Genomic DNA, 11,447 nt, shown 5'->3' with positions numbered 1-11,447 from the left:
CAAAAGTTACCTATGCCAACTCTATGGAAGCAGCGGTTAATGTTGCCAGTACCTTAATTGACAAGGGTGCAATTTTGTTATCCCCAGCTTGTGCGAGTTTTGATATGTTTGATGATTTTGAACAGCGGGGGCGGGTGTTTAAAGATTGTGTTAATAATTGGGGCGTATAATCCAATAAAAATTATTATTTAGGACTTTAAACTATGAGCAAAATTATTTCACCAATTGCCATTGATATGGGGGCGAAAAATACAGGGGTTTATCTTAATCATTTTGAACAAGGTGAAGACCCAACAACCAGTGGCAATATTCAAGGAAAGACGATTGTTATAGATGGCACTAATATCACTTGGTCGCAAGCAGGTAGAACGAAAAAGCGTCACCAAATTCGCGCTAGTAAACGCAGTAAATTATCTAAACGCTTGTTAAAACTTGTTTTAAATGAATATCAGATTAAAACCAATCAAGCACAATCTGAGTATTTAAATGGTTTGTTAAATCGTCGCGGTTATACTTATTTAGTGGAAGGATTGGACGAAGGTTTGATCAAACAAGCCTTTGTAGCAAAGTATTTTATTAAAGAACATCCTGAATTTTTTAAAAATCAAGATAGTTTTTATATTGAGTTTTTAGCTATTTCAAATGATATTGATAAAGCAAGAGGATTGCAAAAAATTTTAACTTTATCAAAAAATGAGGCAAAACAGGCAGTAGAAGAAAATAAACAAGAGTTTGCCGATGCTTATAATAATATTAAAACTGTTTTAAAGACACAAATTAAGGAAGGGGATGAAGGACATAAATACCGAACAATCTATTTAGAAAATATTAAAAAAGATATTCAAGATTCTGATTTATTGCAACCTATATTTAATGACTTAACCGCCGATAAACTTACTCATTTAATTGGCAATATTTGCAATTTGCAATTACGAATATTGCGCAAATATTTTAATGATGAGAAAATGAAATCGGGTGATATTTGGCTGCCCGACAAATTACACAACTTATTCTTTAAATGGGTAAGAAGTTGGCACGCTAAACAAGAAAATGAAAAACAAAACCGCCAGGCAATATTAAAATTAAAAAGCACACCAAATATTTTAGATATTTTAACTTCGTTAGATCCTAAAAAAACCATCCCACCTTATGAAGATCAAAACAATCGCCGTCCACCTAAAGATTTAACCCTTAGGCTAAACCCAAAAGCGCTAGATAAACAGTTAAAAGATTGGGAAAAAATTACCAAATCATTGGCAGATAATTATATTTTGCCATCAATAAAAATCCACATTACTGAAAATATTGATATTAGCGAGGGCTTGGAAGACAATGCTCGTCCGCAAAAAGGAGAAACCAAATCAAGGCAAATATTGGCAGATACACTGCATAGGATTTTAGATAGAACCCTCGTTTTAGATCCTTATAAATTGCGTTGGAATGTTCAAGATAGCAACACAGAAACTGCGAAAAACGCAAGGGCATTATTGAATCAACACAGCAACCACCAAGCAGACAATGTGATTGCATTGGCAAAAAAATATTATGCAGAAGTTGAAAAAGCCAAGCAAGGCTTATGGGCGTTTGAAGGAAGTTTGTTTTTTAAATGTGAAACCAATCCACCACACAAAGGCAAGATTCGACATAAATTAGTCGGACACATTTTAAGGGAAGCATTTACTGAAGAACAGGTGGAAGACTTCATTCAACAGTGTTGGGGTGAAAATGTAAAGCGCACGACAATGAAAAGCCTTGCTGGAAAAATAGAGGAAACACGCAAAGAATATGGCAATAGTTTTAATTATATTGTTTCAACCATTAGCAAACGCCAGCATGTATTGCAAAAAAATACTGTTAGTGAGAAGCAAGAAGCCAGATGGAATAACTATAAAGATGAACATAAAGATGTCATCAAAGCGATTGAAAATACCAATTTAATCGCTCAAAAAATTGCAAAATTTTTAAAACACAATACACCAGATAAATACAACAACCCTTATAGTATCGCCCAACTTTACAATCATTTAGAGGGTGAAATTAGTGGCTTTAGTAAAACTGATAGATTTAATACCGAGGAAAATGCATGGCGAGATAAAACACAAGTGCTTGACATTCTAACCAAATCAGGCGAAGTGGAGAAGATTGAAAGATCTAATGCCGTGCGTCTAACCGCTGACAGTATTCGCCCGTTTGATGGCTTGTTAGACAGAATTATCAGTCGTCAAGCGATTGAAATTGCCAGAATGAAAATCAAGCAAATAGAAGCATTAAATATTGATAACAACGATCCTTTATTTGTGCCAATTTTTATGGAACAAAATCGCTTTAAATTTGAGCAAGATATGCACGATATTAAAGGAGTTGAGAATGTTAAAAAGAAAACAAAAGATAAGACAAAAGAGGGGCTGATAAAGCAAAAAAAACAATGGCAAGATAAAGACACTAGAATTAAAAAAAATACCCTCTGTCCTTACACAGGAGATGTAATAACCATAGGTGAAATAGACCATATTATTCCTCAAAGCCAATCAAAAAGATACAACGATGTGGTATTTAATTCAGAAGCAAATTTAATTTATTGCTCGGGTACTGGTAACCATAATAAAGGAGATAGTCGTTATTCATTTGAGCAATTAAACCCCCGATATTTAAGAGAAGTTTTTACTGATGAAAGCAATATTAAACAAAGTATTGTTGATTTTGTCAGGAGTTTGGATGAAAATGACTCAGTCAGTTTTCATAATTTAGAACTCAAAGAACAAAATTATTTGCGTCATGCGTTATTTATTTCTGAATTAGATAGTAAAACTTTCCCACTATTAAATACTCGATATAAAACTTTTGTCAATGGCACACAGGGTTATTTAGGCAAAAAAATTAGGATTTTGTTGCAAGAAGAATATCCGAATATAGAGGTTAAAACTTATCAAATACCAGCCCAAGAAGTTAGTCAATTACGCACAGTGTTGGGTGAGTATGATGTGGCATTTAAAAAACAAGAAAAACAAGGGGCTTTTTCTCATGTGATAGATGCATCTTTAGTGCTTGCCACCGCCTTACAAAATGCAAAAATTTCTGAGGAGTTGACCACGACAAATACCGTAGAACTCAGTGAAAAAGGGCAATGGTTGAAAGATTTATTGCCTAAAAATACAGAAGTAATGCACATTAAACGCAAACCCAAATATCGTAAAAAATTAGAGTCTACTCAAATATTTAAAGATGGCTTGTATGGTGAGCGATTTATGCCTATTTTGTTAGATGATGAAAAACTTTATTATGGTTTTGCATTAGATAATTGCCATGAAATAGAACCATTAAAAACACCTACAAAAATAGTTAAAGACTTTAACAAAAAATTACACAGAGCCAAAGAAAAACAACAAGCCAAGCACAATGAATATTTTGAGCTGTTAAAGCCATTTTTATATACAGGCAAGAAGAATGCAAAAAAACCAGTTATAGGAAAGTTATCTGATAATTGGCAATATCAATATCTGTCAATTGATAAAACCAAAGCCCTAACTCATTTACAAAAATGCACCAAAGAAGTTTGTAATGAGGTTGAAATCGAACAGGCACAACAATTGGAAAAACTGCGTTATAGCGTTGAGAAAAAGAAAATTAAAGATGTTTTGCTGGTAGGACAATATAAAAAAAATTTCATTGCTGAATTAGACAATAAAAAATTCAAAGTTTCAAAATTAACATTGCCTGCCAAGGCTCAATGGGAGGCGTTAATTAAACATCCAATTAAAGATTGTGATGATAATTTAATCACATTAGAAGATTGTTTTGATAAGTCTAAACCCAAGCCTGAGCAAGTGGAAATTGACAACCCAGGAATGTTTAATTTTTGGCAGAGTTTATCTCAAGAGAGTGGGTTGGAAATAGACTATTTACAGACGCATTTATTTAAAAGAAATGATAAGGGTGAGTTATATAAAAAACTTAGCATTATTCCCACAGGTGTTTTTAACAAAAAAATTAAGACAGAAGCAAAATTAAAAATATTAGAGAATAATGCACGACTAAAAAAATCTTTTGGTATGGATTTTAAAAAAACGATAGATTTAATTCCTCAATCAAGTTGGGAAAAATTATTTAAAGATTTTTTTCACACGGATAAGATTAAAAACGACAGTAGTCATAAACAAGTTAGAAAAGATTATTCATTGCCAGTAGTAAGTGCACCTTCAGGCGGCTTTAGGATTAAACGAAAAAATCCATTAACGGGTGAGACGGTTTATCAAGTTAGTTGTATTGCAAATGGTGGTTACGCTTGCGGCTTTATAAGAGGTGAGAATGGAGCAATAGATCTTTCGGAAAAAGGTGTTACTTTCCACCCAAAACTTAATGATAGTTCAAATGTTGCTTATATTGGAAAAGAAAAAAAGCCAAAGATAAAAAAGAAAGAAGAGGGCGCTTTAGTAGAAAAATTTGGCAATACAAGGAAAGTAATTTTAAGCACTGATAGCGTTCAAGATGTTTATTTAACCTTAGCAGAGTCAAAAAGGGTGGATATAAGTTTGTCTATTGAAAGGAATATTTTTGAGAAAATGTGTCAATTAGGCAATATTGACCATAACAATATCCAGCCAAATATTTCTATTGCTTTTAAAAAAGAAGAAAATAAAAAGTGCAGTGCTGATTTTAAGGAGTTTTTTGAAAATAATAAAATACCAATACCTAGAGACAGTGGAGAGACACACCGTTGTGTGTATAAGTTCGTTGTAGAAAATCAAGTAGATAATGTAAAGATATTCTATAGAACAAGGTTTTCAAAAGAACTGCAGGATGCTTATCAAAAAGGCACGCCAATAAAATAATGCCAACCATTATCCCAAACCCAAAAAAGGCCCTATTCCTCGCCAAAAAACAACTCAGCGAACTGGTATATGACGCTGTGAATTTAGAAGGAGTGAATTACACTTTGCCTGAGGTGCAAACCTTGTTAGACGGGGTAACGGTGGGTGGGCATCGGCAAACGGATGAATTGATAGCAACCAATCAAATTAAGGCGTGGCAGTTTTTATTTGCAGCAGTTGAAGAGGGGAGTTTTGAGGTATCAGCGGCGTTTACTTGTCAATTACAGGCAAAAGTTGCACAGCAAGAGGCACTCACTTGGGGGCAGTTTAGAACAGGAGGTGTGAGTATTGCTGGTACCGATTACTTACCCCCTCAACAGGGGGGATTAACGGGTTTATGGCGACAATTGATACAAGAACCCATACCCAACAATACCGATGGTATTTATCAATACGCCATTAGCCTATTTTTGCAAATGGCACGCATTCAATTTTTTTACGATGGCAATAAACGCACAGGTAGATTGATGATGAATGGCGTTTTATTGACAAATGGCTTGCCAGTGATCAATCTACCAGCCAGCAAACAGTTAGAGTTTAACCAACTAATGCTGGATTTTTACCCTAGTAATAATGAAGCACCTATGCGTGCGTTAATGTTGTCCTGCCTCAATCCTCAACATTTAAAAATAATGAATGAACAATGCACGCCCATCTAACCCTTAGTGAGTACGGTCAGTTTATTGGTGTCACTAGCGAATGTCTCACTGTTAAAGAGGCGGGCGTTACTAAAGAATATCCGCTTAATCGTTTAAAAAGTGTGCAAATTGCCAAACGAGGTGTGAGTTTTTCCTCTGATGTGATTATTGCCTGTGCTAATCGAGGCATTAAATTTTTCATTCAGGATTTTAAAAATGAAACTATTGCCAGTATTTCAGGCACACAACAACACGCTGTGGTGCGTGTTCGGCAAAACCAGTTTGAATTTATTAAAACCATTAAAGTGGCAACTTTGTCAGCATTGGTTATCGAAGGAAAAATTAAAAATCAGCGTGCAACATTACTTTATTTTAAAAAGTATCATCAACTTCATAAAATGACTATTGATAAAACGGCTGAACAATTAAACAACATTCTTGCACAAATAAAATGTAGAAAATGGCAAGATTTTGATAAATGGAATGAAATATTATTAGGATTAGAAGGGCAGGCAGCCTCGCAATATTGGCAGTGTTTAGTGGCGTGTGATTTAATGCCAAATGATTTTAAAAATAGAATTGGACGGCAAGCGCAAGATGTGGGCAATAAGGCACTAAATTATGGTTATGCGATTCTAACCTCTTATATTTGGAATGCACTTTTAAATGCTGGGCTAGAGCCCTATTGTGGGTTTTTACATACTACTAGAGCAGGCAAACCCTCGTTGGTTTTAGATATAATGGAAGAATATCGTGCTTGGGTGGTGGATAGAACGGTAATTAAATTACGCACTCAATTAAATGGAAAAAGTGATTTAACGCCTGCCATAAAAAAGAAAATCATTACAGATATTCACAAAACTTTCAACACTAAATACCATTACAGAAAACGAAAAATGCGTCTTGAAAGCATTTTACAGAGGCAAGTTTATCATTTGGCAGGGTATTTCTCCGCTGATAAAAAATACAAATCTTATCGGTTTAGGTGGTAGAATTATGGCTCAAGCAAGATTACACAATGAAGTAATGGTGGCCTACGATATTGAAGACAGCAAAAATCGCACCAAACTATTCAAAAAACTCAAAGATATTAGCCTTAAACCCATCCAAAAATCGGTATTTTGGGGGCATTTAAACAAGGCGGAAGAAGACAGTGTCCAACGATTGTTAAAAGAGTATTGTCAGAAAACCGATAAAGCCTTTATCGCCAGAGTCGCACTCTCAGAGCAAGTTAACCAAAATAATTCGATTGGTTATGACAAAGATGATTTCCCTAGAAATCCCCATGAGTATTATGTCTTATAGTTTGCCAATTAGTCTTATTCGCCAATATTGTTTTTGCCCTAGAATTCCTTATTTTCAAGAGTTGTTAAAACTCAATCCCAAAAGACCACAGTGGGTAAAACAAGGAGAAGAATTACACCAAAAACAACAAAAAGTGTTTAAACATCGTACCCTAAAACGCTTTAACTTAGAACATGCCATACAAACATTTGATGAATTTGTCACTTCTGATAGTTTTGCTTTACATGGTGTGGTTGATAGCTTTTTAAATGATGAAGAAAATATTTACCCAATAGAATTTAAATTAGGTGGCAACAAGCCAATGAAGGGGCAAATTTTGCAGCTCACAGCTTATGGGTTGTTACTGCAAGAAAAATATAATCTACCCTGTCAAATAGGATTTATTTTGTATGAGAATAAAGGAAAAACACATCAAATTAATTTCGATAAAAATCGCATCCAACAAGTGGTCATAATTAGAGATAAGATCTTATCTGATTTAGACAATTCTTATATGCCAGATAGCCCCGCAACCCCCGCACAATGCACACAATGTGAATATTTAAACCATTGTAATGATCGGTGAATGGTATAATATCCTCACTGAATTTTAGACAATAAAAAACCCGATATGTGCAATACAGAGATCGGGTCAAAATTTATTTTAGATGATTTCAGTGCATCGCTGTTTAGGTTATGATGTGCTGGCACTAAGTGGAAATTATAACAAAAAACTTCGCAAAATTTAACACTTTTTAATATTTTTATGAACTTCGTAAAAACATCAATTTTTCAACCTTTAAAATCCTTATTAGATAAGGGTTTTAAGCCAGACCAGCACATCATAACCTAAACAACCAGCAACTGAAACCCATCCCTCCTGTTAAGGAAAAGTCTTCTTCTGACCAGCACATCATAACCTAAACAACCAGCAACTGAAACCATTTTATTTTTGATTGTTATTTCAAATTGATTTCCAGCACATCATAACCTAAACAACCAGCAACTGAAACTTGTTGAGCATGGCCACATTCATGGTTATATGATCCAGCACATCATAACCTAAACAACCAGCAACTGAAACTTCTAAATTGTCTAAGCGTTCTTCCAAGCGTGTTTCCAGCACATCATAACCTAAACAACCAGCAACTGAAACTATCCGGTTTAAAAATCCCTTGTGGGCAATGTATTCCAGCACATCATAACCTAAACAACCAGCAACTGAAACTCAGGAAAATCATGGGGGGCGAAGGAAGTAGGACGCCAGCACATCATAACCTAAACAACCAGCAACTGAAACATGACCCTGACCATCTCCCTCAAGATGGCTCGCTTCCAGCACATCATAACCTAAACAACCAGCAACTGAAACGCAGTGTCAAATGATCAGAGACGCAGTGAATGACCAGCACATCATAACCTAAACAACCAGCAACTGAAACAATGAAACTGTCGCTACTCGTGATTTCCATAAACTCCAGCACATCATAACCTAAACAACCAGCAACTGAAACATTCAAGCGTTTCGTAATCCTTACGATTCTGATGCCAGCACATCATAACCTAAACAACCAGCAACTGAAACAATATATGACATTGCCTCAACAACAACATTTATGCCAGCACATCATAACCTAAACAACCAGCAACTGAAACTCGTTGAACATGGCCATATTCATGGCTATATGATTCCAGCACATCATAACCTAAACAACCAGCAACTGAAACAAAATACATTCAATTTATAATCGTCCTACTTCCCTCCAGCACATCATAACCTAAACAACCAGCAACTGAAACCTTTAGTCGTAAACTCTTTCATGATTCTATTATCCAGCACATCATAACCTAAACAACCAGCAACTGAAACACCCTTCAAACGAGGTTTCGATATGTGGCTCGGTACCAGCACATCATAACCTAAACAACCAGCAACTGAAACTATTTGACATATCAGTCTGCCAAGCACGTTGCTCCCAGCACATCATAACCTAAACAACCAGCAACTGAAACTTAGGATAATTCTTAAAAACATCCTCTTGCCCTCCAGCACATCATAACCTAAACAACCAGCAACTGAAACGCATTAGAGCGAAGTTTTCCAACAATGGTGGAAGGCCAGCACATCATAACCTAAACAACCAGCAACTGAAACTGACAGGCATGCTTAGAGACGCAAAATTATTTAACCAGCACATCATAACCTAAACAACCAGCAACTGAAACCCTCTAGTTTACTGGCGGTTCCGCCTCTGTTTAATTCCAGCACATCATAACCTAAACAACCAGCAACTGAAACCATTTGTAACCGCAGATTTAGGAGACCCAAGGCTCCAGCACATCATAACCTAAACAACCAGCAACTGAAACACATTTAACGAACTGGAACGAATTTAACACCACCCAGCACATCATAACCTAAACAACCAGCAACTGAAACTGCAAGTAGGTTATTACATCGTCATGTTTCATTTCCAGCACATCATAACCTAAACAACCAGCAACTGAAACCTCTTCTTATCTGTTATTTTATTAACCCACGATACCCAGCACATCATAACCTAAACAACCAGCAACTGAAACCTAAATCACTAACTCTCTTCCTAGATCTTCGCTTGACCAGCACATCATAACCTAAACAACCAGCAACTGAAACTTCAAGTCGCTGTCTTTATCGCACCACTTTGCTCCAGCACATCATAACCTAAACAACCAGCAACTGAAACGTTTCTGGAAAGATTTTAAAAGTTACTACAGAAACCAGCACATCATAACCTAAACAACCAGCAACTGAAACTTATCGGATAGATAGGAGTAGTCATCCTACCAACCAGCACATCATAACCTAAACAACCAGCAACTGAAACTGAGCGTCTCAAGGTTCGCGAAATTTGTGCGCAACCAGCACATCATAACCTAAACAACCAGCAACTGAAACAAGATGAGAGCATGATAATGAGGACGACGGGTTTTCCAGCACATCATAACCTAAACAACCAGCAACTGAAACCAATATTACGATAAGTTATTTAAAAAACTTGATCCCAGCACATCATAACCTAAACAACCAGCAACTGAAACAAGATACACTCAATCTATAATCGTCCTATTTCCTTCCAGCACATCATAACCTAAACAACCAGCAACTGAAACATTGATATTTCTGACGGTCCCGACCATTCTAAGTCCAGCACATCATAACCTAAACAACCAGCAACTGAAACGAGCGAAAGACTCGCTTAGATGAACGCTTAGACACCAGCACATCATAACCTAAACAACCAGCAACTGAAACGTGAGTGTCCCTCGTGTTTGCAACGCCGAGATTCCCAGCACATCATAACCTAAACAACCAGCAACTGAAACGCAAGGTGTTCCTAAAATTTGGACTCGTAAGACTCCAGCACATCATAACCTAAACAACCAGCAACTGAAACAGTAAACCTGCTGCAGTCAATGCGGCCAAACCCAACCCAGCACATCATAACCTAAACAACCAGCAACTGAAACTCCGATGTGTAATCGCGTTGCGCCATGGACATGACCAGCACATCATAACCTAAACAACCAGCAACTGAAACAGAGCGTGAACCCATTCAAGGTGATGATAATGGTCCCAGCACATCATAACCTAAACAACCAGCAACTGAAACTTGCGCCTTTTGAGTGTTTTACTAGTCGATAGACCAGCACATCATAACCTAAACAACCAGCAACTGAAACTAAGGAACGAACCAGCAACAACTTTACGAGGATCCAGCACATCATAACCTAAACAACCAGCAACTGAAACAAGTATTATGATAAGTTATTTAAGAAACTTGACCCCAGCACATCATAACCTAAACAACCAGCAACTGAAACTCATAAATACTTGAATTGTTTGAGTCAAGAATAACCAGCACATCATAACCTAAACAACCAGCAACTGAAACTTCGGTATCCTGTTAATTGCCTCTACGACCTTCTTTCCAGCACATCATAACCTAAACAACCAGCAACTGAAACGGATTATCCTGAGCACCATTAAACTTCTCCCAATGCCAGCACATCATAACCTAAACAACCAGCAACTGAAACAAGACCATTTGTGCAGTTTTCATGAACTGTTTTATTCCAGCACATCATAACCTAAACAACCAGCAACTGAAACGCCAAGCCTGCTATTCCTGCTAAGCCTAGTGTTCCCAGCACATCATAACCTAAACAACCAGCAACTGAAACTCAAAACCATATCCCATGCTAGCGGGGTGTCCTATCCAGCACATCATAACCTAAACAACCAGCAACTGAAACCACTTTAATGTTTTCACTTGATGAGCCTGAAGTTCCAGCACATCATAACCTAAACAACCAGCAACTGAAACCGGGTATGATATTGCTTTGTCCTCTCCTGCTCCTCCAGCACATCATAACCTAAACAACCAGCAACTGAAACATAAATCAAACAAAGGCAGTTAAAGAAAGAATTGGCCAGCACATCATAACCTAAACAACCAGCAACTGAAACATTGTTACCTTTATAGCATCATTTGAACAAGTTTTTGATTTTTTATAATTTTAATCGTGGACATGGTGGACTTAGAAAAGAGATTAAGGTAAGGACGCCTTATGAGGCTTTAGAGTATTGGTATAATTTGAAGCCTGATTTGTTTAT

The 11,447-nt window shown here is 36.5% G+C and carries 5 protein-coding genes, 1 pseudogene and 1 CRISPR repeat array; all 6 genes and pseudogenes read left to right on the top strand.

Features of this window, described 5'->3' with window-relative positions:
• Window positions 1-170 (top strand): annotated as a pseudogene (locus BBROOKSOX_RS12090) (UDP-N-acetylmuramoyl-L-alanine--D-glutamate ligase); the annotation flags it as partial.
• 33 nt (window positions 171-203) lie between these two features.
• Window positions 204-4,829, top strand: coding sequence for a type II-B CRISPR-associated RNA-guided endonuclease Cas9/Csx12 (cas9, locus tag BBROOKSOX_RS06850; RefSeq protein ID WP_139660475.1), 4,626 nt, complete (start codon window positions 204-206; stop codon window positions 4,827-4,829).
• Window positions 4,829-5,527 carry a Fic family protein gene (locus tag BBROOKSOX_RS06845; RefSeq protein ID WP_139660474.1) on the top strand — a complete coding sequence of 233 codons (699 nt, stop codon included), beginning with the start codon at window positions 4,829-4,831 and terminating at the stop codon, window positions 5,525-5,527. Before cas9 ends, BBROOKSOX_RS06845 begins: the two co-directional genes overlap by 1 nt.
• Window positions 5,512-6,498 carry a CRISPR-associated endonuclease Cas1 gene (gene cas1 / locus BBROOKSOX_RS06840; RefSeq protein ID WP_139660473.1) on the top strand — a complete coding sequence of 329 codons (987 nt, stop codon included), beginning with the start codon at window positions 5,512-5,514 and terminating at the stop codon, window positions 6,496-6,498. Before BBROOKSOX_RS06845 ends, cas1 begins: the two co-directional genes overlap by 16 nt.
• 4 nt (window positions 6,499-6,502) lie before the next feature.
• Window positions 6,503-6,811: a CRISPR-associated endonuclease Cas2 gene (cas2, locus tag BBROOKSOX_RS06835; protein WP_139660472.1), complete on the top strand. Its 309-nt coding sequence runs from the start codon at window positions 6,503-6,505 to the stop codon at window positions 6,809-6,811.
• A complete protein-coding gene (gene cas4 / locus BBROOKSOX_RS06830) occupies window positions 6,771-7,376 on the top strand; it encodes a CRISPR-associated protein Cas4 (RefSeq protein ID WP_180323898.1) in 606 nt (201 codons plus the stop codon). Before cas2 ends, cas4 begins: the two co-directional genes overlap by 41 nt.
• Before the next feature lie 248 nt (window positions 7,377-7,624).
• Window positions 7,625-11,300: a CRISPR direct-repeat array (repeat unit 37 nt; unit sequence CCAGCACATCATAACCTAAACAACCAGCAACTGAAAC).
• Between the last annotated feature and the right edge of the window lie 147 nt (window positions 11,301-11,447).

This window comes from bacterium endosymbiont of Bathymodiolus sp. 5 South (assembly GCF_900128535.1).
Lineage (GTDB): Bacteria > Pseudomonadota > Gammaproteobacteria > PS1 > Pseudothioglobaceae > Thiodubiliella.
Note: the sequence above shows the minus strand (reverse complement) of the source record. Positions and strands in the feature narration are given on the sequence as shown.

Excerpts from the sequence above, each read along its gene's own strand:
- cas9 (WP_139660475.1), top strand. The coding sequence starts at position 204 with ATGAGCAAAATTATTTCACCAATTGCCATTGATATGGGGGCGAAAAAT.
- BBROOKSOX_RS06845 (WP_139660474.1), top strand. The coding sequence starts at position 4,829 with ATGCCAACCATTATCCCAAACCCAAAAAAGGCCCTATTCCTCGCCAAA.
- cas1 (WP_139660473.1), top strand. The coding sequence starts at position 5,512 with ATGCACGCCCATCTAACCCTTAGTGAGTACGGTCAGTTTATTGGTGTC.
- cas2 (WP_139660472.1), top strand. The coding sequence starts at position 6,503 with ATGGCTCAAGCAAGATTACACAATGAAGTAATGGTGGCCTACGATATT.
- cas4 (WP_180323898.1), top strand. The coding sequence starts at position 6,771 with ATGATTTCCCTAGAAATCCCCATGAGTATTATGTCTTATAGTTTGCCA.